The 26671-nt window shown below is 34.4% G+C and carries 30 protein-coding genes; 26 read left to right on the forward strand and 4 right to left on the reverse strand.

Translation table 11 applies throughout. The features are described 5' to 3' along the window. Positions 1 to 9 precede the first annotated feature (9 nt). Complete coding sequence (locus tag MKY29_RS08890; RefSeq protein ID WP_340879549.1) at positions 10 to 486, forward strand: hypothetical protein; 477 nt, start codon at positions 10 to 12, stop codon at positions 484 to 486. 52 nt (positions 487 to 538) lie between these two features. Here MKY29_RS08890 and MKY29_RS08895 read toward each other — a convergent pair whose 3' ends face one another. Beyond that, positions 539 to 937: a reverse transcriptase-like protein gene (locus MKY29_RS08895; RefSeq protein ID WP_093494754.1), complete on the reverse strand. Its 399-nt coding sequence runs from the start codon at positions 935 to 937 to the stop codon at positions 539 to 541. Between the two features lie 115 nt (positions 938 to 1052). Between MKY29_RS08895 and MKY29_RS08900 the strand changes: the two genes are divergently transcribed. Further along, positions 1053 to 1238, forward strand: coding sequence for a zinc-finger domain-containing protein (locus MKY29_RS08900; RefSeq protein WP_093494755.1), 186 nt, complete (start codon positions 1053 to 1055; stop codon positions 1236 to 1238). Between the two features lie 39 nt (positions 1239 to 1277). On the opposite strand, the gene MKY29_RS08905 is transcribed toward MKY29_RS08900, so the two are convergent. Then, positions 1278 to 1481 (reverse strand): cold-shock protein, encoded by a 204-nt coding sequence (locus MKY29_RS08905; RefSeq protein ID WP_090561500.1) that lies wholly within the window; start codon positions 1479 to 1481, stop codon positions 1278 to 1280. Between the two features lie 213 nt (positions 1482 to 1694). Between MKY29_RS08905 and MKY29_RS08910 the strand changes: the two genes are divergently transcribed. The 7 genes from MKY29_RS08910 to MKY29_RS08940 all read left to right on the forward strand — a co-directional run bounded on the left by MKY29_RS08910 (position 1695) and on the right by MKY29_RS08940 (position 7911). Beyond that, positions 1695 to 2327, forward strand: coding sequence for an HD domain-containing protein (locus MKY29_RS08910; RefSeq protein WP_340879550.1), 633 nt, complete (start codon positions 1695 to 1697; stop codon positions 2325 to 2327). Next, complete coding sequence (locus MKY29_RS08915) at positions 2324 to 4204, forward strand: ABC-F family ATP-binding cassette domain-containing protein (RefSeq protein WP_093494757.1); 1881 nt, start codon at positions 2324 to 2326, stop codon at positions 4202 to 4204. The genes MKY29_RS08910 and MKY29_RS08915 overlap by 4 nt, the downstream gene beginning before the upstream one ends. Positions 4205 to 4228: 24 nt before the next feature. Continuing rightward, entirely contained in the window at positions 4229 to 5344 is a 1116-nt protein-coding gene (locus MKY29_RS08920) for a conserved virulence factor C family protein (protein ID WP_241600339.1), read from the forward strand. A gap of 265 nt (positions 5345 to 5609) precedes the next feature. Further along, on the forward strand, positions 5610 to 6035 hold the full coding sequence (locus tag MKY29_RS08925) for a hypothetical protein (protein WP_241600340.1): 426 nt from the start codon (positions 5610 to 5612) through the stop codon (positions 6033 to 6035). A gap of 24 nt (positions 6036 to 6059) precedes the next feature. Further along, positions 6060 to 6551, forward strand: a complete 492-nt coding sequence (locus MKY29_RS08930) for a GNAT family N-acetyltransferase (RefSeq protein ID WP_340879551.1) — start codon at positions 6060 to 6062, stop codon at positions 6549 to 6551. Between the two features lie 902 nt (positions 6552 to 7453). Next, positions 7454 to 7549, forward strand: coding sequence for an excalibur calcium-binding domain-containing protein (locus tag MKY29_RS08935; RefSeq protein WP_340880835.1), 96 nt, complete (start codon positions 7454 to 7456; stop codon positions 7547 to 7549). Between the two features lie 239 nt (positions 7550 to 7788). Then, on the forward strand, positions 7789 to 7911 hold the full coding sequence (locus MKY29_RS08940) for a YjcZ family sporulation protein (RefSeq protein ID WP_090561481.1): 123 nt from the start codon (positions 7789 to 7791) through the stop codon (positions 7909 to 7911). A 360-nt stretch (positions 7912 to 8271) separates the two neighbouring features. Here the strand turns inward: MKY29_RS08940 and MKY29_RS08945 are convergent, their stop codons facing one another. Beyond that, positions 8272 to 9645 (reverse strand): PepSY-associated TM helix domain-containing protein, encoded by a 1374-nt coding sequence (locus tag MKY29_RS08945; protein ID WP_093494760.1) that lies wholly within the window; start codon positions 9643 to 9645, stop codon positions 8272 to 8274. A 494-nt stretch (positions 9646 to 10139) separates the two neighbouring features. On the opposite strand from MKY29_RS08945, the gene MKY29_RS08950 reads away from it, so the two are divergent. The 14 genes from MKY29_RS08950 to msrB all read left to right on the forward strand — a co-directional run bounded on the left by MKY29_RS08950 (position 10140) and on the right by msrB (position 21426). Next, positions 10140 to 10577 carry a BrxA/BrxB family bacilliredoxin gene (locus MKY29_RS08950; RefSeq protein ID WP_090561476.1) on the forward strand — a complete coding sequence of 146 codons (438 nt, stop codon included), beginning with the start codon at positions 10140 to 10142 and terminating at the stop codon, positions 10575 to 10577. Continuing rightward, on the forward strand, positions 10574 to 11353 hold the full coding sequence (locus MKY29_RS08955; RefSeq protein WP_241599812.1) for a class I SAM-dependent methyltransferase: 780 nt from the start codon (positions 10574 to 10576) through the stop codon (positions 11351 to 11353). The genes MKY29_RS08950 and MKY29_RS08955 overlap by 4 nt, the downstream gene beginning before the upstream one ends. A gap of 308 nt (positions 11354 to 11661) precedes the next feature. After that, entirely contained in the window at positions 11662 to 12231 is a 570-nt protein-coding gene (locus MKY29_RS08960) for a YpjP family protein (protein WP_093494762.1), read from the forward strand. 1730 nt (positions 12232 to 13961) lie between these two features. Continuing rightward, positions 13962 to 14165: a hypothetical protein gene (locus MKY29_RS08965; RefSeq protein WP_241599813.1), complete on the forward strand. Its 204-nt coding sequence runs from the start codon at positions 13962 to 13964 to the stop codon at positions 14163 to 14165. 93 nt (positions 14166 to 14258) lie between these two features. Then, complete coding sequence (locus MKY29_RS08970) at positions 14259 to 15194, forward strand: YqaJ viral recombinase family nuclease (RefSeq protein WP_093494764.1); 936 nt, start codon at positions 14259 to 14261, stop codon at positions 15192 to 15194. Next, complete coding sequence (locus MKY29_RS08975) at positions 15195 to 15533, forward strand: hypothetical protein (protein WP_269915704.1); 339 nt, start codon at positions 15195 to 15197, stop codon at positions 15531 to 15533. Between the two features lie 336 nt (positions 15534 to 15869). After that, positions 15870 to 16814 (forward strand): thymidylate synthase, encoded by a 945-nt coding sequence (locus MKY29_RS08980; protein ID WP_093494765.1) that lies wholly within the window; start codon positions 15870 to 15872, stop codon positions 16812 to 16814. A gap of 21 nt (positions 16815 to 16835) precedes the next feature. After that, positions 16836 to 17327, forward strand: coding sequence for a dihydrofolate reductase (locus tag MKY29_RS08985; RefSeq protein WP_093494766.1), 492 nt, complete (start codon positions 16836 to 16838; stop codon positions 17325 to 17327). Then, positions 17305 to 18063, forward strand: a complete 759-nt coding sequence (locus MKY29_RS08990) for a lysophospholipid acyltransferase family protein (protein ID WP_340879552.1) — start codon at positions 17305 to 17307, stop codon at positions 18061 to 18063. Before MKY29_RS08985 ends, MKY29_RS08990 begins: the two co-directional genes overlap by 23 nt. A gap of 59 nt (positions 18064 to 18122) precedes the next feature. Continuing rightward, on the forward strand, positions 18123 to 18962 hold the full coding sequence (locus MKY29_RS08995; RefSeq protein ID WP_340879553.1) for a DegV family protein: 840 nt from the start codon (positions 18123 to 18125) through the stop codon (positions 18960 to 18962). A 128-nt stretch (positions 18963 to 19090) separates the two neighbouring features. Continuing rightward, complete coding sequence (locus tag MKY29_RS09000) at positions 19091 to 19897, forward strand: GDSL-type esterase/lipase family protein (protein WP_093494768.1); 807 nt, start codon at positions 19091 to 19093, stop codon at positions 19895 to 19897. 12 nt (positions 19898 to 19909) lie between these two features. After that, positions 19910 to 20482: a YpmS family protein gene (locus MKY29_RS09005; protein WP_093494769.1), complete on the forward strand. Its 573-nt coding sequence runs from the start codon at positions 19910 to 19912 to the stop codon at positions 20480 to 20482. An 11-nt stretch (positions 20483 to 20493) separates the two neighbouring features. Continuing rightward, on the forward strand, positions 20494 to 21015 hold the full coding sequence (gene msrA, locus MKY29_RS09010; protein WP_093494770.1) for a peptide-methionine (S)-S-oxide reductase MsrA: 522 nt from the start codon (positions 20494 to 20496) through the stop codon (positions 21013 to 21015). After that, positions 21016 to 21426: a peptide-methionine (R)-S-oxide reductase MsrB gene (msrB, locus tag MKY29_RS09015; RefSeq protein WP_093494771.1), complete on the forward strand. Its 411-nt coding sequence runs from the start codon at positions 21016 to 21018 to the stop codon at positions 21424 to 21426. Positions 21427 to 22070: 644 nt separating this feature from the next. Here msrB and MKY29_RS09020 read toward each other — a convergent pair. Then, positions 22071 to 23903: a methyl-accepting chemotaxis protein gene (locus tag MKY29_RS09020; RefSeq protein WP_340879554.1), complete on the reverse strand. Its 1833-nt coding sequence runs from the start codon at positions 23901 to 23903 to the stop codon at positions 22071 to 22073. A 153-nt stretch (positions 23904 to 24056) separates the two neighbouring features. Between MKY29_RS09020 and MKY29_RS09025 the strand changes: the two genes are divergently transcribed. From MKY29_RS09025 to MKY29_RS09035, 3 genes are all read left to right on the forward strand, one after another. Then, entirely contained in the window at positions 24057 to 24278 is a 222-nt protein-coding gene (locus tag MKY29_RS09025; RefSeq protein ID WP_340879555.1) for a YozE family protein, read from the forward strand. Between the two features lie 71 nt (positions 24279 to 24349). After that, positions 24350 to 25054, forward strand: coding sequence for a purine-nucleoside phosphorylase (deoD, locus tag MKY29_RS09030; protein ID WP_090561451.1), 705 nt, complete (start codon positions 24350 to 24352; stop codon positions 25052 to 25054). 130 nt (positions 25055 to 25184) lie between these two features. Continuing rightward, positions 25185 to 26666 carry a lmo1851 family serine protease gene (locus MKY29_RS09035; RefSeq protein WP_241599821.1) on the forward strand — a complete coding sequence of 494 codons (1482 nt, stop codon included), beginning with the start codon at positions 25185 to 25187 and terminating at the stop codon, positions 26664 to 26666. Positions 26667 to 26671: the final 5 nt, after the last annotated feature.

Consider the following 26671-nt stretch of genomic DNA (forward strand, 5'->3'; position numbering starts at 1 on the left):
GAAAAACCAATGAAAAAATGGAAAAAAGAAATTCTGCTTAATGTACCTATAGAATTTGCATGGCTTTACTTCTATGGAGACATTTCAAAAAAGAAAAGGATATTTCCGAAAGTAGTAGATGAAGAAGTAATTAAACAAACAGAAACAATTATAGGTACAATTATAAATCAAAGCTATCAAAATGGATCTTTGATCGAGCAGTATGAAATTACGATAAAAAAATATACCAATGATTCTAACTACAAAGCAATACAAGAAAGTTTCCTTCTTAATAATCGCTTTAAAATGACGACAGAATACGAATTAGTAAGTCAAAGTGACAATATAACAAAATTCATCTATACTTCTATAAATAAACCGAAAAATCCACTGCTGTCGATTTTTCAATTATTTGGCAGTGACGAGGTTATTGTGAACTTTTTGAATAAAGCCAAGGTGGCAATTGAATTAGATTTTGAACAATCTCAGAACAAGGAAGTACAATGATTTAAAGAAGAACAAAACGAATTAGTAGAATATAGCTAAAAACAACTGCCTTTTACTTTTTAGGCAGTTGTTTTAATACAGCCTCTCGTGCAAGGGCATGGGCCGCTTTATTTTGATCGTCTGGAATCCATTTAATGAAAAACAGGTCAAATGAATCTATGATGGCTAGAATGTTCTCTAGTATAGCCGAAAATTCAGGATTCTTCGCATATCTTTTTTCTACTGCAGCGCAAACGATTTGTGAATCAGTACGTGCTGAAACGAGGGAAGGTGATAGTTTTTTTGCTTCTTCTAAACCTCTTTGTAATGCGATAAATTCCGTTGTGTGATTGGAGTATTCTCCAATAAACTCACTTACTTTTACATGGTGTCCTTCTCCTTTTATAAACACACCGATTCCGCTTGGTCCTGGATTACCAGTGGTCGAACCGTCAATATATACTTCTAACATTATAATCCCCTTTTTAATAAAATAATGGATATAGCTAGTTTGAATGATTTGAGGGATAGTTGCAAACAAAAGAAACATAATAGTACAATTATGAAATAGTGAGGAGTAGTAAGTTATGAAAAACACACAGTTAATAAATGAAATTGATTATTTATCAGATACTTATTGTGACGGATGCTTTGTTCGAAAGCAATTAAGGAAAGAGAGTGGCAAAACAACTGCATATAGATTTTGTATTGAACAATGCACTGTTGGTGAGAGTATTAAACAAATTGGTAGTAAACTAAAGGGTTCAAAATAAAAAAGTCCCACGACTAGTTTGCCGCGGGAAGAAGCGTTTCTATTCGTTTTTTATCACGTTTGCAGCTTGAGGTCCACGGTTTCCTTCAACTATTTCGAACGTTACTTGTTGTCCTTCATCTAATGCTCGAAATCCATCACCTTGAATTCCTGTAAAATGGACAAATACATCTTCTCCATCGTTGTATTCGATGAAACCATACCCTTTTTCATTATTAAACCATTTTACTTTCCCCTGTTGCATAAACGTTCCTCCCTTAATCCACTAAATATTCTATAAATGGATACATAAACTATACTTGAATTGTCAGTCTTCGTCAATAATATGTCGAATTTTAGCAATTTTTATTCCTTAAAAAACCAAATGTTTCAAAAAAGGAGAAACGAACCGCATAAGCAGTCTTTTTCCTTGTTTTTCGTTATAATAGATAAGAGTGTCAGGTAAGGAGAGTAAAATATGAATACGATTCAGAAGTGCGAACAATTAGTAAAATTAGTATATATGCATTTTGATGCTAGTCACGATTTTCAGCATATAGAGAGAGTACGTAAAAATGCTTTTGATATAGCAGATACAGAACCTTCAGCTAATAGAGAGATTATTGAGCTTGCTGTTTTACTTCATGATGTTAGTGATCCAAAATATTCTACAGTAGAAAAGCAAGAGGAAGATAGAATCATTCAACAATTGAGTTTACCGGATTATAAAATTGAACAAGTAAAAGCAGTAATTAAAGCCATTTCGTTCAATGGTGGCCACGAATTGGAAGCAGAGACTTTAGAAGCTAAAATAGTTCGAGATGCGGATAGATTAGACGCAATTGGAGCTGTTGGTATTGCTCGAACATTTGCTTATGGAGGAGCAAAAGGAAGATTACTTTACGACAGTGATGAAACACCTAGAGATAATATGACTGTTGAAGAGTATCGAACAAAAAAAACGGCATCCGTAACACACTTTTATGAAAAATTATTGAAACTCTCTGATGGTATGCAAACAAAAAAAGGAAAAGAACTAGCTAAAGAAAGACATGAATTTATGGAGCTTTTTCTAGAAAATTTACGTAAAGAAACAGGTGAACAACTGTGAGTCATTTAATCATTTCTGATTTAACAAAGACGGTAGGGGAAAAAACCTTATTTAAAAATATATCTTTTACTATTAATAACCAAAATAGAGCGGGTTTAATCGGTATAAATGGTACGGGTAAGTCTACGTTTCTATCAATTATTGCTGGTGAACTAGAAGCAGATTCAATTGAACGAGATCACCCGAACAAATATCGCATTGCCTATTTGGAACAGCAACCGATTTTTGAAAAGGAAGAAACCGTTATACAAACTGTATTTGGTGGAGATTCCCCAATACTAAAGATTAATAGAGAATACGAGGAAGCCTTATTAGCATTAATGGAAAACTCAGATTCAACGGAACTTCAAAATAAATTGATGGATCTACAGCAGAAAATGGATGATTTGCAAGCATGGGACGTTAATTCATTAGCTAAGACTGCTTTAACTAAATTAGGTATAACACAGTTTGAAGAATCTATCTTGCATCTATCTGGAGGTCAACAAAAAAGAGTAGCACTTGCAAAAGTGTTAATCGAACCAGCTGATCTTTTATTATTAGATGAGCCTACAAACCATTTGGATAAAGAGTCAACGGATTGGTTACAGGACATGTTACAAAGAGTGGAAGGTTCTATCATTTTTGTAACTCATGATCGGTACTTTTTAGATACAGTTGCAACACATATTTATGAGCTAGCAGATAAAACCTTATATACGCATACAGGAAATTACGCAGACTATTTAGAGTCAAAAGCATTACGCGAAGAAATGAATGCTGCATCTCAGCAAAAACTACAAAATTTATATCGTAATGAATTAAAGTGGATTCGCAGAGGTGCGAAGGCAAGATCTACAAAACAGAAAGCAAGAAAAGATCGATTCGAAGAGATAGATGCAAGTATAGATCGTGACAATTCAGCCTTAAACTTAGAGTTGGAAATGGTTACTACTAGACTTGGTAAGCAAGTGTTAGAAGGAAAAAGTATCTCTAAAAGATTTGATACTAAAAACATTGTGGAGGATTTTTCGTTCTTGCTACAAGCGGGAGATCGCATTGGTATCGTAGGACCAAATGGTGTAGGAAAAAGTACGCTTCTTAAAATGCTTGCAGGCGAAGTTCCGATGGATTCGGGTGAGATAGTAAAAGGTTCCACCGTAAAGTTAATGCACTTTACTCAACAGTTACCAGAATTGAATCCACAAACAAGAATGATTGAATATGTACGTGAATCCTCCGATCTAATAGAGACTGGTTCAGGAGAAAAATTCTCTGCTGCTCAAATGTTGGAGCGTTTCTTGTTTCCGTTAAACACACATGGTACTCAAATTGGGAAACTTTCTGGTGGGGAAAAGAAACGTTTAGTGCTCTTAAAAATGCTGATGGAGCAGCCGAATGTTCTATTCTTAGATGAGCCTACAAATGATTTAGATATTCAAACATTATCGGTACTTGAAGATTTCATGGAATCTTTTCCTGGTGTAATTATTACAATTTCCCATGATCGTTTCTTCCTAGATCGCATTGCTAAAAAGCTCTGGCTATTAAATGGTGATGGTACAGTAACTGAATGGCTTGGAGTTTATTCAGATATGCTTGAGGCACCAAAGGAAACACCAAAGGAATTAGTAGAACAAATTAAAGTTGAAATTCCTGAAAAAGTAACGAAAGAAAAGAAAAAATTCTCCTACAAAGAGCAAAGAGAATGGGAAACAATTGGACAACAAATTGAACAAACGGAACAGTTAATCGAAGAATTAGAAGGTAAGATGCAAACTGCGGGTTCTGATTTTACATTACTTCAAACTATAACGAATGAGTTAGCAGAAGCTAACACCAAATATGAACAACTAATTGAAAGATGGTCCTATTTAGATGAAATAGCATCTTCTTAACTTCACTTACAGGGGGTATATAAAATGAAAATAGTAACAATTGAACCGACGCCAAGTCCCAATACGATGAAAGTTGTAATCGATCAGGAGCTTCCTTTTGGCAAAAGCCATAACTATAAAAAAGAAAATATAACTGATGCTCCAAAGGAAATTCAAGCTATCTTTGGTATAGAAGGCGTTAAGGGTGTTTACCATGTGGCAGACTTCCTTGCAATTGAACGTATCGCGAAGTTCGCTTGGGAAACAATTCTAGCTAGTGTTGAAAATGTGTTCGGTGCTGAAAACGATGAAGTAAATGACACAGACAAACCATTAGAACATTACGGGGAAGTATACGTTCACGTTCAGCAGTATAAAGGAATTCCTCTTCAGGTAAAGGTATTCGATAGTGAATCAGAATCGAGATATGGACTATCCGAACGTTTTATTAAAGCACTAGATGAGGCTATGGAAGGCGATAAAGAAAATTATATCTTGTTGCGCAAATGGGTGGATTATGGCGTTCGTTATGGTGATCAGAAAGAAATAGGGGAACAGTTAGTAAAAGAGCTAGAAGCAACTTTTCCAGAAAGCAAACTCGCGCAACTTATCGCAGATAAGGATATAAATGAAGAAGATAAAAAAGCTATAAGAGTTCCATTTACATTAGAAGAATTTCAGGTTAGTAAATGGGAGGAACGTTTTCAATTACTAAATAACTTGATAAATCCAGAAATAGAAGACCTACCAATATTGGAAAGAGCAGTGCAAGATGAGCAAGTATCTATTAGACGACTAGCAACAGTTTACCTTGGTTTAATAGAAGACGAAGCAGTTATTCCTTATTTAGAAATGGCTCTAAAAGACAAGAGTTCAGCAGTTAGGAGAACAGCAGGTGATGCAATGAGTGACTTAGGATTTATACAATTTGCAGATGCGATGAAGATTGCTTTGTTTGATAAAAACAAATTAGTTCGCTGGAGAGCAGCAATGTATTTTTACGAAGTTGGCGAAACAGATTCACTTATAGCCCTTAAAGAAGCAATGAATGATAAAGAATATGAGGTAAAACTTCAGGTGTTAATGGCGATTTCTCGTATTGAGGGCGGAGAAGAAGCTAAAGGATCCGTTTGGAAACAAATGAGTGATGCAAGAAAATAGAACTAAATAATAGTACCATGAAGAGAAAATAACCTCTATTGTAAACGCAAGAATGCTGTTCGATATATATATATGAACAATATTCTTGCGTTTTTTGCACTATTATGAAGAAATTATACAAAGGCCAACAAAAGATATTCTATATTGACTTGCTAATGTCGCACGCAATGCTTAAGCCTTTGAGGATGTTCATGTCATACGCATTAGTTTTTTATTTTTGAGATTGTAGTATGATATGACTAATCAAAATCTGGGAGGAATAACGGTGAAGTTTATCAAAGTACTGTTTGGGATTATCATTTTTATAGGTATTCTTGTGGTAGCCGCTTATTATTTTGGACCAAAGCTAGTTGCCGATCAAGTGATGGAAAAGGTTTCAATAGAGTTACAGGATAGCGGACAGCTAGAAACGATAAAAGAGGAAATTGAAAATGATCCTGAGCTTCAGGAATTTATAGCTGAGGGTAAAGATGTGGATAGTAGCAAACTACCTTTTCAAACAAAAGAAGAAGCTACAAGAGCATTGGTTACAAAGTTTGGCCTAGGTGAAATCCAAGAAATTCAATCAAAAGCTCAAAATGGAATGACTGAAGAAGAAAAACAGGAGATTTTTAATAAGTTAGAAAGTAACTTAACTGAGGAAGAAATGCTCGCTTTAAAAGTATTAGCTTATAAGGAATTGTATAAATGATAGCTTGAAAAGGAGAAAATTCAAATGAATATTATTCTGAAGGAAGTATTAGAAACTGAAAAAATTATCTTAAGAAACTTCTATTCTTTATATCTTCATGACCTTTCAAAATATACTTCCCTAATTGATATTGGAGAAGACGGTTGTTTTGAATATGAGGAAATAGATGAATTTTGGGAAACAGAAGGGCTTTCTCCATATTTCATCATTTTAGATAAAAACATCATCGGTTTTATACTACTATTGGAACGACCGTTCTTAAAAAAAGATTATGACTTTGGCGTAAATGACCTATTTATATTAAATAAATACAAAGGTATGGGATTAGGCAGACAGGCCATAAGAGAATTATTCCAAGTTAAGAAAGGGAATTATTTTGTAATTGAATTAATGGAGAATAGTCCTGCTGTTTCGTTTTGGAAAAGAATTTATAGTGAAATGAATATTCAATTTGAAGAAACACAGAATGTAGTAGATGATGAACAGTGCTTAATTCAGACATTTATAATCAAGTAGTATTAATATGGATTTTAGTTTAGGTGAATAATACACTCTAAGAGAGCATCCACATGGATGCTCTTTCTATATAACCGTATGAATTAGGGGGCTTCGGGAAATTTAGAATAAAAGTTAATAATATAAGACTAATTGATTTTGCTGCATACAATAACTATGGGTATGTTTTATGTTAGTCTAGCTTGCTGTAGAAGTGGTATCTGATACTAATAATAAAATACTCATATAGTAAAAGCCGAATGTATAGCGGGAGACTAAATGATAGGGTATTAAAGAGCAAAATTTCCAGGTTCTTAGAAAAACAAGATGCATTCCATACCTTCCGAAAATGTTTCATGGATAGTCCGAGTGAGTCAAGACAAATGTTAGACAAATATTTTCAAAAGAAAGTAGTTAAGGAACACGTACAAGGTATATGCAAATTCTTTGGAGCTCTATCAACTAAAAAACAAAGATGTTTGAGTTTGACGGAGCACTATGTCGAAATATTTTAAGGTGTATAGTGGAGAAATGTTCGCGCAATTATAATTCAAGCTACCATGGTAAGAGATTTAGAAAAAACGGTGTATGAAAATAGTGAAAGTTATTTAGATATAATTACCAGGTTATTTCTTGAGCGTTTCGGGTAATTTAAGTCTATGAGAAGCTGAAGTTCTCCCTTCGTGATTCTCAGACAATCTTAATTAGATTGGAGCCCCACTGTTGAAGAAGTGGGGCTTTTTATTTTGCTTCTAATACTATAGACTTCACTATTTCCAAATCGAAATTAGCTTTATTAAAAGAGATTAGTGAATATCCAGAACCTACACAAATACCTAAACATTTCAAATGTCGAAGATGGATTAGCGGTTATTTCAGGAGCACCTACCGATTATAAGAATTGTATGCATTGAAAGAGTACTATCCAGACATATGGAGTAAAAAAAGGGCATCCTGCATATGCATCTAAATATGATGGGGACAAAGATGGTTGGGCATGTGAGCCTATAGGAAAATAATTGAACGTTTTGTGGGCGAATCCGGTAACTATAGGGATAAAAAAGTTCAAGAAAAAAGTAATATAACTAGCACTATTTCCTGCTCATTTGAGTGGTTTTTTTTGTGTGAAAAATTCTTTGTTGAACGGAATACCAAAGAAAGATAAAAATAAATTCTTCATACGAGATAAATTACCTTAACCATTTTTAAACACTGCATAATCTATAAAAAGTAGTAATTGGAAAGGAGGGGGAATAAGATGTTTGGATATGGTGGAGGCGAATGTAATAACGACTATGGTAATAGCGGGTCTACTTTTGTATTAATTGTAGTATTATTTATCTTACTTATTATCGTAGGAGCAAGTTTTATGAATTACTAAACAAATCTGTTGTAAATTAAAAGGGTGTTTTTAATTTTGCCAACATCCGTTTTGTTCATGGGATATAATTTGTCTACTGTACCAAGTTATTTCAGGGCAATTGGTTAGTAAAAAATTCAGATTTATTTTCTCTTCATAAAAAGCGACCTTCTCATTAAGCAATTAATTTGAGTGGGGCTTTTTTATTCCTTTCTCTTGTAAAATACGTTTGGAAAATATTGTTCAATTAATATGGTGTTTTAGTGTGAAAAAACAAAAAAATATTTCACTTAACAATTGAGGCAATAAAACAATAAAAATGCGGCTTACAGTTGATATCGTAAGCCCGCATTATAAAAATCTTTTATAGTTCTAAAATTCTTAAAGAAGTTCGTTAATGTTTCTACTTTTATCTTTTTTTAATACATATATAGTTAATTCAATTAAAGCTATTACCACCAGAGAAAGACCAAAAAGCGGCATAATTATACCTAAAGTTATTAATAGAACTATGAATCCGGCAAAACTCTTTCCAACCGGGGTTTTTGGTGGAGCTGATATTTGATGTTTTACTTTTCTATCTAGCCATGTTTTGAAGCCCCAAAAAATTACTGCTAGAAAGGCTAAACAAACGAGTAGATTTATAATTTTATTTGGCCAACCAAATAAATGCCCCTCATGTAATGGAATCCCCCATGTAAACCATTTCCCTAAAATACCATATTCCTCGTAACCAACTTTTGAGATGAAATTGCCACTATATTGATCAAAATAAGCAGTCACTTCCTCATATGGGCTAACATCTAAGCCAGTAACCCCAGTGTTGCTTCCTTTCGATACTGTATATACACCCTCTTCACTCATTGGAAAGATGATAGAATACGGTTCGGAGATTTGGGATTCTTCAACCTCTTTCATCAGTTTTTGCATACTCACCATATTATCATTATCTATAGTAATCGTAATCATCTTATGGTGAGCATGAGGATCCTCAGATTTAGGTGTCTGATTTTTACGAATAGCCCAAGGAATTTCGTTGATATCAGATGTTGGCGGAACTAGTTGTAATTCTGGAATACCGATAGAGGGTTGAGATTGGGCTACAGAATGTATGAAATTACCCATTAGAGCGGACCAAGGTAAACCTGTAAATATCAAAATGACCATAGGTATAGCTATTATAGTGCCAGTTATAGCATGAAGTTTTTTATGTCTCTGTCTTTTATTTAGAGTACCTTTATGTCTTTTAAAGACTTTCCCTTTCAATGACATATAAACTCCCGAAATCAGTAAAAATATAGCCCAACATGCAGCTAATTCAACCAAATAGTTTACAACTGTTCCTCCTACAAACAAAGAACTATGCAAACTTCTCATTACGTTTGAGAAGGTAGATGCTGCATTTTGACTACCTATTATTTGGTTATTATTATCTATGAATACATACTTCTGTTCGCCAGTTGCGTCGGTCATTGTAAATCTTGTATTATAATCTTCTTTTAAAACTATAACTTTTGTAACATTGAAACCATGATATTGCTTTTCAGCATTTTTTATCGCTTCATCAATTGATATACTTTCATTAATAGTAGCCTCACCAAAAAATAAATCGTCATACATTTGGTTTTCAACATTAGTATAAAATAAATAACCAATCCCACTTAATGTTAGTGTTATTAATAATGGAGCAATAAATAGCCCCGCATAAAAGTGCCAACGCCAAAAAATATTATAGAATCTCTTGTTATTATTCAAATTTTTTCCCCCATAATTTAATGATTCTCACAACCTATATATACTTCAAAATTGCAATTAGGATCATTGTCTAATATTAATCCTTGTTAACTGTTAATAAATTTGATTTCCTAATACAAATTACATGTTATAAAAAAATTGTGAAATTTGAACGAAATTTATATTAATTAGTATTTATATGAATTCTATACAAAATTAACTTGTTGTAAGAACAATTGGTTGTTCATCCATAAACAAAAAAATGGATTATAGATTTTCGTATATTTTTAATGAATGGTATGGAGCGTAATCTATTGGATTAAATAAAGTATACGTATTTTGATGGTAATATAAGCAAAAGTCGTGCAAACGTAGTAATTAAGAAGAAAAAATTCACGAAAAAGTCGTTAAAATCCTAAAAAAGTATGTAAAAATATGAAAACAGGGTATTAGCTTATGTTGTGAAAATGTTGTTATAATAGGTTATGTGAAACTAAATGAAAGAAGGCGAAGTCATGAATGCATACGATGAGTATATGAAAGGTATTGTTGGACCAATGCGAAGTGAATTAACAGGGGCTGGATTTAAAGAGCTTATAACACCTGAGGATGTCCAAGAACATATGTCAACTGCTAGTGGAGTATCCTTAATCGTGATAAATTCAGTATGTGGATGTGCTGCTGGACTTGCAAGACCTGCTGTTGTTAATGCACTAAATGAATTAGAAGTAAAACCTGAAAACTTAGTGACAGTATTCGCTGGACAAGATCAAGAGGCTACTGCAACAATGCGAGGGTATTTTGAAGAAGTACCGCCAAGTTCACCATCTATTGCCATTTGGAAGGATGATCAGTTAGCGTATTTCATTCCACGTGAGCAAATTGAGAGCAACTCAATGGAGACAATTAAAGACCATCTATCTGGTGTTCTTTCACAAGTTGTTTCTTCATGAATACCGTAGTAACAACAGCGGGAAGAACAAAAGAGGAATATATTTTAAAAGCAAAAGAGATTTCTAAACTTTTAAATTTACCTTATTTTAAACGGCAAAAGAAATCAGTTTCTACTATACAAAAAGAACAGCAAGCAAATGTACTTGTTGTGAGCAATGAGAGATTGGAACTGTATACTTACGGTTCCACTTCTCCTTTTTTCTTTCATCCTAATTCTGCTGCGTTTCGTATGAAGAGACTATTAAAAGGGGAGCAAGATTCATTTTTGGAAGCAACTAGTCTAGAAGCGGGGGATCATTTTTTAGATACCACAGCTGGCCTGTGCTCAGATAGTATTATTGCCTCTTATGCGGTAGGAGTTGAAGGGGTTGTACATGCTTGTGAAAAGGAACCAATTATAGCGTACGTGGTAGATGAAGGGTTAAAAAATTACAAAACAAACAATCAGGCGATGCTAAAAAGCTTACGGAATATACGTCTTATTAATCACGATTCAGTGGCTTACATGAAAACAGTACCGTCAAATACCTATGATGTAGTTTATATAGATCCAATGTTCGAAGAAATAATTGAGGAGGCCTCCAATTTTCATGTATTAAGAGAGGCAGGTGCCCATGATTCTTTGAGCGATGAGTGGGTGTCAGAGGCAAGAAGACTCGCAAGAAAGAGAGTAGTATTAAAAGCGCATTTCCGTTCAACTCTATTTGAAGAATATAGTTTTAAACGAGAAATTAGGTTGTCTTCTAAGTTTCATTATGGAATTATTGATTTATAGTATGACAAAGAGGTAATAAGGAAAAGAGAGCCATGACGATAGCCACGACCCTCCCTAAAACTTTGTTAATAATTTAAATCAATCAGTAAAGTTAAGTGATGTTAAATATGCTAATAAAAATAAAAATCCGATCCCTATAACTAATCCTGCGTCCATCGTGATTTTCCTCCTTTGTTCAAAAAGCTCTGTGGTATGTTTACACATTTTATTGTACAATGAATAGTAAGAAGATGAAACCTTTACTTAATCAAAACGTTTAATAGAATGAAGAGTTTTACTAAAATTGTCCAATATTGAAGGTGAATAGGATGAAAAAGTGGTTCCAAAAGTCAATAATTATAACTGTTGCATTACTAACATTTGGTCTAATATCTCCTAGCCATTTCATTTGGGAACAAATATTAGATATTAAAAGTCCTTCTAGGGCTATTTCTTCTGATGTCCAAGATTATGATCAAGTATCAATTACAGATGACTCCTCCATTTATGAGCATATGGCGAATGCAGCCAGAGAACAAGCATACATAAAATTTGGGAATCGAATAGGACCAGTGATTCAGCATGAGTTTGACGATGTTATATTTCCAAAAATGCAAGAAGCAATTGATCTGACTATTGCCAAAACATCCGATCAAGAAATACCGCTTTTATCTATTTCAGAGCAGCCATCTGGTGATTATCATGAAAAGATTTTTAATATTTATAATGATTCTACTAAAAAAGATTTAATCCGTTTTCATGTAAGAACGGACAAAAAGCCACAAGAAGGATATTATTTCAATTTCCATTATCACTTGGCGGAAGATAAGTATTCTAAACATTATGTGTTGGGTGACATATATTGGTCAAAAAACACACCACCAAAATGGTTATCCTAAAAAAGGCAAAACACTCATATAAAAATGAGTGTTTTTTTGTTTGCAAACGTTGATATATCAGTGTTTCTAATAGGTAAGTTTGTATTCTAAATTTTAGTTAAGCATATATAGAAATTATGAATAAGACACTGTACCTCAAAATCGCTTATTCTTCGAGGTTTCTAAATTTCATATATGTTGTGTAGTGACGTTCTAAATCTTATTATTACCGAACAACTTTTAATTATACTTTTCCATAATATACTCATGGTTTCTCGAGCAGTTTTAGGTTTCCAGTTCGATTTCATAGGATCGACATAAATATGATTAAATTTATCACTATTAAATTATTTATTTATACTAAACTAACATTTCAATCTAATACAGCGGCCTCGATCTCAATCAGGATACGCTTATCCGTTTCATTCGTATCAAAGTCTTATTAGTCTTTTCTACTCGTACTACTTATAGCGATATGCAAACTTCATATTGTTTTCATGTTTAAATGCTAACTTATATATTTTAGACATTTTTTTCGCGAGCCATCTCCATTCTACTTTCACATATGCTGTTACATTCTCGAAACTTCTGATTGCAATACCCTTTTTATTGTCACAAGGATAGAATTCTGTGATGGTCTCCTTTAGTTGTGTATTTGTACTTTCTGTAAACTGAGCTTTACAAGTTGGTGATTGTGCTGTTTACAAATTTTCACATATCGGTGCAACCTTTTTTCAGCAAACTCAAGTTCTACAAAAAACGTCTCTTGGATCGATCACACAGCCTTTTCTTTCGGAAGAAGGTAAATCCATTCGATTAAGCATAAAAGACGGTACCTAGTCATAATATGCAAAATTATCAGCTTTCCATCTTGATGTTCCGAAGAAGACACTCGATATGGCACAGTTCATAATAAAATCTTGCCATTGTTCACATTCAGTGAGTCTATCATGTATCAGGATTAGCACATGGACCACCACAGATTCATAAGGTGAATAAAATAATTGTCGCACCTAACCGGCAAGCTATTGTTTTTCAATTTCGAAACGTGCGTCCTATTTTTAATATAAAACAAAATCACTCCAAATGGCAGGAAAGGTTTGTGGCAGAAATATTCAAATCTACATAGACAAGAGGAATGTTCGTATAATTTTTACCGGTTACCCCACCTAACTATATTTACCCCCAGAATAAAAACATCATTAGCTAACACTCTACTAGCCACCATAACTGATAAATTCGGCATCTTCCAATAATTCAAAATCAACGATATCACTGTAATTGTAGAAGTTAGAATTCTATTTTCTAAAAAATTCACTTGGATTTTGCTAATTCTGTTTAGTTATCATTGAATTCTATAAATGTACCAATTTTCTAGAAGGGTTAAAATTATTTAGTTCATTATTGTTGCTTACTTCTTTCCCGTAGCATTGTGAGTTTGGAAAATAGGTGACTTTAAAGAAGGTCTTATGTTTGTTAGTTCAGTTAGTTGCAGCTGGGGTCAGAGTGATGGCAGTGAGAAGACATGATTAGTAGTCCAGAAGGTGTAATGGTAAATGTTATTACGATAATAACATCAGTTTATTTATACGTGGAAGAGAGTTTTCAGGCACAAAAAAGCTAAATGACTCGGCAAAGTCAAATAGCAAAAGTGAATACTTATGAATATTATAGCATGAGTGCATTTGCTCTCATCAAGAAGTCTAAGATTTCTTGAGGGGATTTAACCATTACAAAGAGGTGGAAACATGTTGGAAAATGGAATGGTAGCAGGCTATGGATACGAAGAACCATTACAACAACCTAGTAAGGTTGGTCAATGCATCTACAAACATTGTAGAGAAGAACTGTACGAAGGTGAAGGATACGAACTTCATGGTAATTTATATTGCTCTACAGGATGCATGGGTGAGCATCTTATCGAAGTAGGCGAGGCAACCGATCTAAGTAAATAAGAAAAACTACTATTCTTGATTGATAAAGGACACTGGAACTAAATTTATAATTGTATTTTATCGGTAGGATTCAGAAATTCAAGGAGGAGTATTTTGCAAGCGAAAACGTTAATACAAACAGTTGATTTGAGCCGTGAAGAGTGGTTAGAAGCAAGACGGCTTGGTATTGGTGGTAGTGATGTTTCAGCAATTGCAGGTCTAAGCAAGTGGAAATCTCTGGTTGGAGTTTATTTAGATAAGCTCGGTCAAACACCTCATGAGGATTTGGCTGGGGAAGCTGCATACTGGGGCAATGTTATGAAAGACATAGTTGCTAAAGAATTTACTGTACGAACTGGTTTAAAGGTTCGGAGGAGAAATGCAATATTGAAACACCCAGATTATCCTTTCATGTTAGCTAATGTGGATCGTTTCATAATTGGTAAACGAGAAGGTTTGCTGTGTAAAACAACTTCTGAATACTTAAAAGGTGAGTGGGATTGTGAAGAAATACCAACAGCTTATAAACTCCAATGTCAGCATTACATGGCGGTTACAGGTTTTACGGCGTGGCACATAGCAGTACTTGTTGGAGGAAATAAATTTGTCCATAAAAAAATAGACCGTGATGAGGCATTAATCACATACCTCATCAATATAGAAAAAGATTTTTGGGAAAACAACGTGTTGAAACAAATTCCGCCTCCATTTGATGGTACTGAAGCATCTGTAGATTTGCTAAAAGCGCTTTATCCTGAATCGGATTATGACACAGAAATTCATTTACCTTCTGAAGTGGAAACACTTATTGATTCATTAGATCAAATCAAAGTTGATTTGACTGAACTTCAAACAAAAGAGAAGGAATATAAAAATAAAATCAAAGCGTTTATGGGTGTGAACGAAAAAGCTTTTACAGCTACTCGGAAAGTGTCTTGGAAGTCAATTGATGTTACACGCTTTGATTCGAAACGCTTAAAAGAAGAGGAACCAGAACTATTTAAAAAATATTCGAATACTACTTCAGAACGAAGATTCTTAATCAAATAGGTGGAAAACGGTATTGGCAAAAAATACACAAGTAAACAATTAGCAACTAGGGTTAACGGTGGAGGACAAAAACCAGTTCCTCCAGAGCAAACATTAAATGCGTTTTTAAAGTGCATGGGTCCAAAAATCCAACGTGCTATTGTTAGAACATATGGAAGCAGTCAGAATCGCACGTATCGCACTCGCAGCGGTACTACACCTAAGCTATTAGATGTGACCAAACATCTTTTTTGCAGCAATCATGCAATCTCCTCAGCTGGGTGTAGAACCAAATACAGATCTTGGACAAGCTTATTAATACCTTACGAGAAAGAATGTTCAATTCCAGTTAGCGTATAAAGGGTTAATTGATATAACAGTACGGATTGAATTAAGATTTAGTGCACAAAACATCGACAAATCCTGAAGAAGAACCAATTTGATACTACCTAGTTTTTCATTTGATAAAGTACAATTTACTTTTACCGCAAACATACCCAAAACAATATGTTATAATATACTAAAGTTATTAAATAGTTAAAAATGTAATAGATAGAAAACGTTGATTTTTCTATGTCTAGTTATTAAAATTATATATATCGCTAAACGGATTGTGTTTTGGTCAATAAACACACCACCAAAATGGCTCTCTTAGTGAGAGCCTTTTTGTATGAAAAATGAAAAGAGGGATATGACATGGAGCAGTACCTTACTTTGTGCAAACATATTATTAAAAATGGCGTTGAAAAAGGAGATCGAACTGGAACTGGTACGAAAAGTGTCTTCGGCTATCAAATGCGGTTTGACTTATCAGAAGGTTTTCCCCTACTTACAACGAAAAAAACGGCATTCCGTTTAGTGGCAACCGAGCTACTATGGTTTATAAAAGGTGATACAAATGTGAAAACTCTTATTCAGGCAAATAATCATATTTGGGATGAGTGGGCATTTGAAAAATGGGTAAACAGTGAAGAATATACAGGTCCTGATATGACGAATTTTGGAGTGCGGGCAGCAAAAGACCCTGATTTTAAGGATGTTGTGCAGAAACAAATGGATATATTTTGTGAAAAAATCTTAACTGATGATGTATTTGCAGATAAGTTCGGTGACTTAGGTCCCGTTTACGGGCGTCAATGGAGATCCTGGCCGTCAAAGGATGGACAAACAATCGATCAATTACGAAATGTCATTGAGCAAATACAGAAAAATCCTGACTCTAGAAGACATATAATCACTGCATGGAACCCAGCAGAAGTAGATGAAATGGCTTTACCTCCATGTCACTCCTTTATGCAATTTTACGTGGCAAATGGGAAGCTATCCTGTCAGCTTTATCAGCGGAGTGCGGATGTGTTTTTGGGTGTTCCCTTTAACATTGCCTCTTATGCTTTATTAACTCATTTAATAGCAAAAGAATGCCAATTAGAAGTCGGAGAATTTGTCCATACTTTAGGGGACGCTCATTTATATATAAATCACATGGACCAGGTTACAACGCAATTAGAAAGAGACCCACGTGCATTGCCACAATTGTTATTAAATGACCAAAAAGAATCTATTTTTGATTTGGAAATAGAAGACATTAAATTAGAAGGATATGATCCACATCCTCGAATTAAGGCACCAATTGCTGTTTAAATAAGTTAAAGGAGGAAGCACATGATATCACTTATTGTTGCACATGATCCTAACAGAGTTATCGGGTTTGAAAACAAAATGCCTTGGCATATTCCAGGGGACCTTGCTTATTTTAAAGCACAGACTATGGACAAGGCGATGGTAATGGGGAGAAAAACTTTCGAATCAATTGGAAGAGTATTACCTGGCCGTAAAAATATTATTGTAACAAGGAATGCAGATTATCAAGTAGAAGGCGCGGAGGTAGTGACAGATTTAGCGAAAGCCATTGAAATAGCTACAGCCTACCATGAGGAAGTAATGGTAATTGGCGGTGAACAAATTTTTCGTGCGATTTTGCCAAAAGCGGATAGACTTTATATAACGTTTATTCAACAAACCTTTGAAGGAGATACCTATTTCCCATCATACAGTTATGATGAATGGGTGTTAGTAGACACAACCGCAGATATGCAAACTCCGGATGGTACTACGTATGTTTATTTGGTTTATGAAAGAAAGGTTAGTGAATAATTTGTTTTCTTCTCTAAGAACTTTTGGTTTTTTATTTGGATATTTACCAGTTTCTTTACTTAAATATACAAAAATAAAGGAACAAAAGAATATACTTTCAACTGAGCAATACGATCAACTTGTCCATAATGTACCAAAATTATGGGCAAGTGGAATTTTAAAAAGAACTAAAAGCCAGTTTACTTTAGAAGGAGAGGACAATCTTCCAAGTGGACCTGTGCTTTTTATTGCCAATCATGAAGGTAATTTCGATATTCCAAGCTTACTAGCTTATATTCCCAAGCCATTTGGGTTTATTTCAAAGATAGAAGTGAAAAAACTACCGATTATTTCGAAATGGATGGAAGAAATGAATTGTGTGTTCATAGATAGGTCAAATAGAAAGAGCGCTTATAAATCCATTGAAGATACAGCTACCCATTTACAGAATGGGCATTCTATTTTAATTTTTCCAGAAGGTACAAGAAGTAAGGGAAAAGAAATAGGTATTTTTAAATCTGGATTTGTCCGAATCGCAAAACAGGCGAGAGTTCCTATTGTTCCAATAGCGATATATGGGACTTCAAAAATTATGGAAAAAAATAATAATAAAATCTGTCCTGCAAACGTTCAAATTAGCATTTTACCTACATACACTATAGAGAGTATTGACCAAAATGATACAAAGAAAATTATAGAGGATTTACATACTTCTATTGCTAGAAAAATTGAAATGATTAGAACCACTAGCAAATAGTTTACAGAACAACAGTATTCTTCTTATAATAGTAGTAAGTAGGAAGGAAGGGATAGCATATGCCGAAAGTTCACATTGTAACTGACTCCACAGCGGACTTAACAACAGAATTGATTGAACAATACAATATAAATGTCATACCTTTAACCATTCAAATTGATGGCGAATCATTTATTGATGGGGTGGATATAAAAGCAGAAGAATTTTTAGAAAAAATGTCGATGGCTAAAGAATTACCAAAATCATCACAACCATCATCCGGGGTCTTTAAAGAATTATACGACGAGCTTGGAAAAGATGGTGATCAAGTTATTTCTATACATATGACTGGTGGTATGAGTGGAACCGTAAAATCGGCACAGGCTGCTGCCGAGATGACAGAATCAGATGTTACAGTAATTGATTCCAAATTTATTTCCTTCGCGTTATCTTTCCAAGTTGAGGAAGCAGCTAAAATGGCTTCAAATGGCGAGACAAAAGAAGCAATCATTCAAAAAGTAGAAGATATTCGCCAAAAGACTGATTTGTTTGTCGTTGTAGATACTTTGGATAATCTCGTTAAAGGTGGTAGAATTGGTAAAGGTAAAGCAATGCTTGGTTCTTTACTCTCTATTAAACCAATCGCAAGTTTAGCAGGTGGAGAGTATACACCAATTGCAAAAGTAAGAAGCCATAAACAAGTTGTCAATTACTTATTTGACCGATATATAGCAGATACAAAAGGAAAGGTTGTCAAAGCGGTTGGTATTTCTCATGCAAATGGATTTTCAATGGCTAAACCTTTGATGAACCTTATTAAGGAATCAGGTTTTCTTGACATCCAAGTTTCATTTACATCACCTGTTATAAGTACGCACACAGGACCTGGAGCTATTGGATTTATGTATACGACTGAATAGACAAAAGGCAGGCAGGGAGGAATACTTATCCCTGCTTTTGTTTTATCCAGATAGGCTAATCTAACAATCAGTGGTATGAAGGATCTCCAACTGGTTGAAGTTTCACTTTTTTAAAAAAGGGGTTTCTGATGAAATATTTATTAATAGTTATTAGCGTTATTTTTCTAGTTGGATGTAATTCCAATGACCTGGTGGAAGTTAGTTTTTCGGAAAAACAGGAGGTTCTTTTTGAGGATTATGTCATTCCTTTTAAGTTTTTTCCAAGAACAATAGAAGTTGTTGGACTTGGGGATTCTTTGACACAAGGAGTAGGAGATGAATTAAAGAGAGAAGGTTATTTAGGACGTCTGCAGCAACATTTTTCACAATATAAAGGAATAGAAGACGTTCCATTAACCAATACTGCAAAAAGAGGACGTAGAAGCGATCAACTTTTAAAGATGTTAAAGGATGGAGAAATTGACCACCAAATACGAAAAGCCCATATCATTACCTTAACTATTGGTGGGAATGACATTATGAAAGTTGTTAAGAAAGACTTGTTTAATCTTAAAGTAGAGGCTTTTGAAAAAGAATTAGGTAAATTTGAAAGGAACTATGATCAAATTATTCAGGAGATTCGGGAGATTAATAGTACTGCTCCGATTATCATAATGGGTTTATATAATCCTATTACAATTGTCACAGATGAAAAAAGTGAGTTTGACCTCATTTTAAATGATTGGAATGAAACCATACAGGAGATTGCTTATAGTGATAGCAATGCTTGTTATGTACCGATCGACCATCTTTTCGTAACTAATACTAATTTGGTTTACCACACTGATTTCTTCCATCCAAACAGTAAAGGTTATCAACTTGTGATTGAAGAAATAATTAGTTCTATGCAAGAATGTGGTTTAATAGATGCGGATAGTAGGGAATTGTTGTTTTAAGGAGTTGATGGATTGAATAAATGGAAAATTGCATTTTTTATATTAGTAATAATTATTATCGGTAGTATTGGAACCTTCGTTTATTGGATAACAACTCCTGTAGAATCCGTTTGGATAGAGGAAGCTAACACGCCTCCAGAAGGGAATGTGTTAACTGTAAATGCAACAAAAGAGGATTTTCAAGCTATTGCAAATTCTTATATAAAAAAAGAGATAGGTGGAAAGCCTCTCCCACTTCAACTTACAGTTGATGATCAAATTGTTTTATCGTCAGAGTTTACTGTTTTTTCTATAAATTTACCAGTAAAAATGTTTTTTGAACCATATGTAGAAGAGAACGGGAATATTCGATTAGAGCAATCATCCGTTGAAATTGGACCACAAAAAATGGAGCCTGAAATGATTTTAAAGCTATTGAGAGATTCAGTTGAACTTCCAAAATGGATGGTTGTAAACCCAGCAGAAGAAGAGGTCCTTATTCAGTTGTCAGATATTCCGATGACCTCAGGTGTTCATGTCCGAGCAAAAGAGTTGAATTTAGCAGAGGATATCATTACGCTGGAAATTGTAATACCAACAGAATAGGGGGCGAAAAAATGGAAAAAGCAACTTTTGCAGGCGGCTGTTTTTGGTGTATGGTAAAGCCTTTTGATTCGTACGATGGAATTGAAAAAGTGGTTTCTGGATATACGGGTGGACATGTACCTAATCCAACATACGAACAGGTTTGCTCCAATGCAACGGGACATTACGAAGCAGTACAAATCACTTTTGATCCAGCTGTATTTTCATATGATCGTTTATTAGAAATTTTTTGGCTCAATATAGATCCAACAGATGATAATGGCCAATTTTTTGACCGTGGTTCTTCTTATCAAACGGCCATTTTTTATCATACAGAAGAGCAAAAAGAAAAAGCAATCGCCTCAAAGGATGCTTTAGATGCATCTGGCAGATTTAATGTTAAAATTGCTGTGAAAATACTACCGGCCGCTGAGTTTTATCCTGCGGAGGATTATCATCAAGATTATTATAAGAAAAACCCTGGCCACTATAATCGTTATTTCACGGGATCTGGTAGAGCTGCGTTTGTTGAAAGAATGAAGGAGGGGCAATAAATGAAAGAGAACTTAACTGAAATGCAATTTTATGTTACACAACAAAATGGTACAGAACCACCGTTCCAAGGTGAGTATGATAAGCATTTTGATGAGGGAATATACGTAGATGTAGTATCTGGTAAACCTTTATTTCATTCAAAAGATAAATATGATGCTGGTTGCGGTTGGCCAAGTTTTACTCGTCCAATTGAGGAGCATGAGGTTTTAGAAAAATTTGATGATAGCCATGGTATGAGACGTGTTGAAGTACGAAGCAAAACAGCGGACTCTCATCTAGGCCACGTATTCCCAGATGGACCTAAGGAAGAAACAGGACTGCGCTACTGTATCAATTCCGCGGCACTACGTTTTGTACCTAAAGATAAATTGGAAGAAGAAGGCTATGAAGAGTATATCAAAATGTTCTAATAGCTAATCGAGCGAACAATGGGTTTAGAGCACCACGAAAGAAAGTATATTTTCTTTTATATCTGTGGATATAAAGAGAAATCACTAAATTAATAAAAGAAGTAGCTCACGAAATTGTATATTCGTGAGCTTTCTCTATCAATTCTTTCATTATACAAAATGTAATAATACAGTTACTAAAGATGTAGAAGTGCGTCGGACAAACAACTCCTATAAAATTACAATTACCACCATATCTCGGAAACGATCGATAGATGGAAGTTCTGATCGAAAGGGCGCTTGCCGATTTTTTATTTTGTATAATATTATAGAGCTTTTCAATTGAAAAATTCCTTTGTGATTATGTTACGTTACTTGCTTTGGCATAACGAATACTTGCGCTTTAAGTGAATTTACTTGCTGTACTCTTCGTATACTTGCCCTCACACTTACTTTACTTGCTCTTAAGGGCAATTTACTTGCGAATCGGGAAAATTATCCATCAATTATTGTAATTCACTCAAAATTTATGCGAAAAACATAATTTTAAAGGATGTATTTCCTTGGATCTTCGTGCGAGAGTCCTCAAAAGTACTTGTTAAATATGCGATAAAAAATGGTTGGTCATGACGAAAGTCATAACCAACCATTTTATGATGATAGATTTATAGTTTAAACTCATTTACTACCTTACTTAATTCATCTGCTTGGTGGGATAATTCTACAGCAGACGCATTAATTTCTTGCATTGCAGCAGATCCTTGTTCTGCAGCAGCAGCAGAAGTTTCGGTGTTAGAAGCTGTATTCTCTGCAATTTGAGTTACTTCTATAAACGATGCGGCAACTTCCTGACTAAAGTTTAGCGTTTCTTCAATCTGTTTCACCATCTTATCAATAATAGAAATCGTTTCATTTGTTTGATTCATGATTTGGTCAAGAGAAGCATTCGTTTCATTTGCAACTTCCACTCCTCGTATTACACTTTCGACACCCTCGTGATTTTGTTTAACAATTGAAGTAACTTCTGACTGTATTGAAGTAACAATCCCTGTAACTTCTTTTGCTGCTTTCTGGGATTGTTCTGCCAGTTTTCTTACCTCATCTGCAACTACTGCAAAACCTCTACCATGTTCACCAGCACGAGCAGCTTCGATAGCAGCATTTAAAGCTAGTAAATTCGTTTGCTCTGCAATAGCTGTAATTGTTTTGATGATTGAGGTAATTTCAGTTGATTTGGTCCCAAGTGATTCAACAGTTTGAGTAGTATTTGCCATTGTTTCTTCGATACTCATCATGACATTTGAAGAATGCTGTACAGATTCTCCACCTTTTTGGGCTGCCTCAATCATATGGTCCGTAGCTTCTTTCACTGATTGTGCGTCATTGTTTAAGTATCTTGTTGCTTCTTCTAATGAATTCATTTTTTGTATTGCTTCTGTCATGCTTCGTAATGTTTGATCACTTCCAGCAGCAATTTCATTCGTAGAATCAGCGATAGATTGTATTGTTAAAGCTGTTTCATCTGATGATGCCATCAATTCTTGACCACTGGCAGAAACATTCACTGTAAGTTCTCTGACTCTTCTTACAAGATCGGCAATTGATGTTATCAGGACATTTGTACTATTCGCAATCTCTGAAAATTCATCTTTAGATCTTACTTTCACTCGTCTCGTCAGATCACCACCAGCTTGTGCGATATCTAAGATGGATCGGTTAATAGCATTCGTACTGCGTTTAATCGAAAAGAACAAGAAAATACCGAAAGATAAGGTTAGAACTACAGAGAAAACAGTTAGTGCTATAAATATCATTAGAGATGTGTTATTCTCTTTTTTCAATAAAGCAATCTGATTTGCATTATTCTTTTCAAGAAGTTCATTCATTGCAGCGATATGTACATCAACATAATTCATGGCAGTTTTACCGTTGCCAGTATTCACTAACTTTTGTGCTGACTCTATACCTTTTTCATCACGAATGCTGATAACTCGGTCAGAATATTGTAAATAAGTTGTAAAAAATTGGTCAATAGATTGTATTTTCTGTAACTCTTCTGGACGATTTTCGTATGTTTTGTATAGTTCTTTTATGTTTGTAATAGTTGAATCTTTATATTTTCTATAGCTTGCCATATAATTACTCTTACCAGTTATAATATAACTTTGTTCTGCATTAGCAAGCTGTGCAATCTCAGTTGCAATTTGATTTACCATCATCTGTTCTTTAATGTCCACATTAGTGAACTTCTCTAATGCTTGTTGAGCAGAAAACATTTTTGTAGACGTTAGGACGAGCATCGATATTAAAACAACAATAAGAACTGTAAAAATTATAAGAACTCGACCACGAATAGAATGCAGAAAATTTGCCTTGGCGTTACGGTTTAGATTTAGCTTTTTATCCTCCTTCTTAGACTTCTTAAATAGGAAGATAGGTTTGCTTCTTTTAGTTTTTCCTTCGTTCTTTTTACGGGTCTTTATTTTTGGGAAATTCATTGATTTTAAGTTTCTTGCAAAGTTTTTTCTCAACCATATCAATCCTTTCAATATGTCAAACTATTAACATTTTTAAGTTTACTTGTTTTAGTTTGAATTATCTACACTTTTTTGATTTTTATAAGTCTTCATGACTAAAGGAGGGTTATTTTTATGCGACAATCGTTTTATTTGTTTACTTTAAAATTCCGGGGAGGTCAAAAGGAAGATAAAAAGGTAAAATTCGCCAATAGTATGTTTAACCATCACGATTTTCCAAAGGCGGAAACTTCTTTTGATAATATATCGTTATATATTGAGGAGCTTGCTGACCCGAATATGCCTGCAACGGTCTTTGATGAAATATGGGAGTATTATATAGAAGATTCAAAGTAGGTAGTTCATTGCAATTGAAGGAAAAAAACGGTATCATTAAGCCGAAACGTATAAGAAATGAGGTTATTTAAATGAGTATTCATATTAGTGCAAAAAAAGGTGAAATTGCAGACACAATCTTACTTCCAGGAGATCCATTACGCGCAAAGTATATTGCTGAAACATTTTTAGAGGATGTAGTTCAATATAATGAGGTTCGTAATATGTTCGGATATACAGGGACATATAAAGGAAAAAGAATTTCTGTACAAGGTACGGGAATGGGTGTACCTTCTATATCTATTTATGTTCATGAATTAATGAATGACTACGATGTACAAAAATTAATCCGTGTAGGAACTTGTGGAGCAATCCAAAAAGATGTAAAAGTTCGTGACGTAATTCTTGCTCAAAGTGCATCAACTGACTCTACATTAAATAAAGTGTTGTTGGATGATATTAGTTATGCACCAACAGCTGACTTTGACCTTTTATACAAAGCGTATAATGCAGGTAAAGAAGCTGGTCTAAACTTAAAAGTAGGTAACGTATTTACAGCAGATTTATTCTACAATGAAAACGCTCAAAATGAGAAATGGGCTGACTATGGTGTCCTTGCTGTAGAAATGGAATCAGCAGCTCTATATACACTTGCTGCGAAATTCGGTCGTCAAGCATTAGCTGTTTTAACAGTTAGTGATCATATAATCACAGGAGAAGCAACTTCTTCTGAGGAACGTCAAACAACGTTTAATGATATGATTGTTGTTGCATTAGAAGCAGCAATTCAAGACTAAGAATATGATAACAATTAAAAATAGACTGTCATATATATGACAGTCTATTTTTAAAATGAAACTATGTCTTAAAGTATTAAATACTACATATCATATTAAGGAAAGTTTTTTCTGAAAAGGGTGAAAGAATTTGGACGATCAAAAACAAAATAATGAAGAAGACATTACTGAGGTAAAACCAGCATCCAAATATATAAAAATGAAACCATTTGTTTTCCTATTGAGTATTTTTGCCCTAATAGTAGCAACAGCAACAATTACTATGATTGTTTTAACATGGGGAGACGAAAAAGTCGTTAACATCAATACAGCTAATCAAGCTGAGCGTTCTGAGTTTTCTAAATTGTATTTGGCCTATGATAAATTAGAGGAAGAATACTATAAAGAAGTGGATGAAGATGCGGTGATCAATGGCGCAATTAACGGGATGATCGATGCACTAGAAGATCCATATTCTGATTATATGAATCGAGACGAGGCATCACAGTTCAATGAAAATATTTCGTCTAGTTTTCAAGGTATAGGTGCAGAGATACAAGAAAAAGATGGTTATATTAACATTGTGTCACCTATCAAAAACTCACCTGCTGAAAAAGCTGGTTTGATGCCAAATGATAAAGTCTTGGCGGTAGATGGTAAAGATATTAAAGGATATAGTGCGTCGGAGGCAGTATTGCTTATTCGAGGTAGTAAGGGAACAGAAGTAACATTGTCTATACAAAGAGGTACTAATGCTCAAATGGAAGTAACAATTGTACGTGACGATATTCCGATTGAAACTGTTTATGCAGAAATGTTAGATGATCAAGTGGCACATATTATTATATCGAGCTTTTCTACAAACACATATGATGAATTGCTGACAGCAATTGACTCCATGGAGGAAGAGGGCATGAAAGCACTAGTACTTGATGTTCGTCAAAATCCAGGTGGCTTACTATCTTCTGCTATTGATATTTCTAATCTATTTGTAGAAGAAGGTAAAAACCTACTGCAAATTGAAATTCAGGGCGATAAAGAAGTTACAGTTGCTACGCCTGGGTCACGTGTTAAAGTTCCTGTTACACTAATCATTGATGAAGGTAGTGCATCTGCATCAGAAATTCTTGCTGGTGCATTAAGTGAATCAGCAAATGTACCGTTAGTAGGTTTAAATTCCTTTGGTAAAGGGACTGTTCAAACAGTAAATGATTTACCAGACGGTTCCAATATTAAAATTACTACTGCTAAATGGTTAACACCTGATGGAAACTGGATTCATGACGTAGGGATTCTTCCTGATCATGTAGTTGAATATCCATCTTATGCAATGTTACCTCCTTTAGATACAGCTATAACGTTGAAAAAAAACCAATCGTCCGAAGCTGTTCAAACTGCCGAGGAAATGTTAAAAGCAGTAGGATATGATGTAGGAGTAGTTGACGGGAACTTTGACGAACAGATGAATACTGCTGTGAAGAAGTTCCAATCAGACAACAAACTTGCTGTATCAGGTGATATAGATGGAGAAACATCTTTCCTATTGATGGATCAGCTAAGAGCGAAAATCTTAGAAGAGGATCCACAGTTAATAAAAGCGCAGGAAATTGCAACAGATTTGATAAACAAATAAATCGT

It is taken from the genome of Psychrobacillus sp. FSL K6-2365, from assembly GCF_038003165.1.
Taxonomy (GTDB): Bacteria; Bacillota; Bacilli; order Bacillales_A; family Planococcaceae; genus Psychrobacillus; species Psychrobacillus psychrodurans.